A 362-nucleotide genomic window follows, 5' to 3' on the forward strand; every position below is an offset into this window, starting at 1 on the left:
GACAAATGCTCGGACGCCATAAACGAAAATAGACTTTTTTTATGCGAAAGAGGAACTATGTTCGGATACGGAAATTTAATCGTAGACATGAAGAATATTGAAATAATGAAAAATTTTGCTCCAGTAATTTATGACGGCACTCATTCACTTCAAATGCCTTCCGCCGCAAACGGAATTTCTGGAGGAGCGAGAGAATTTATTCCCGCTCTTTTGAAATCCGCTGTCGCTTTGAGAATAGACGGAATATTTATGGAGGTTCATCCGAATCCCGAAAAAAGTCCTTCCGATTCCAATACGATTTTTGAATTAGATAAAGTAGAAAATTTGTGGAAAGATATTATAAAGATAAACGATTTGGTTAA

At 36.2% G+C, this 362-nt stretch carries 1 pseudogene; it reads left to right on the top strand.

Annotated elements, in window-relative coordinates:
• Positions 1–362 (top strand): annotated as a pseudogene (locus tag EZH24_RS13600) (3-deoxy-8-phosphooctulonate synthase); the annotation flags it as partial.

It is taken from the genome of Brachyspira catarrhinii, assembly GCF_005518285.1.
GTDB classification, from domain to species: domain Bacteria; phylum Spirochaetota; class Brachyspiria; order Brachyspirales; family Brachyspiraceae; genus Brachyspira; species Brachyspira catarrhinii.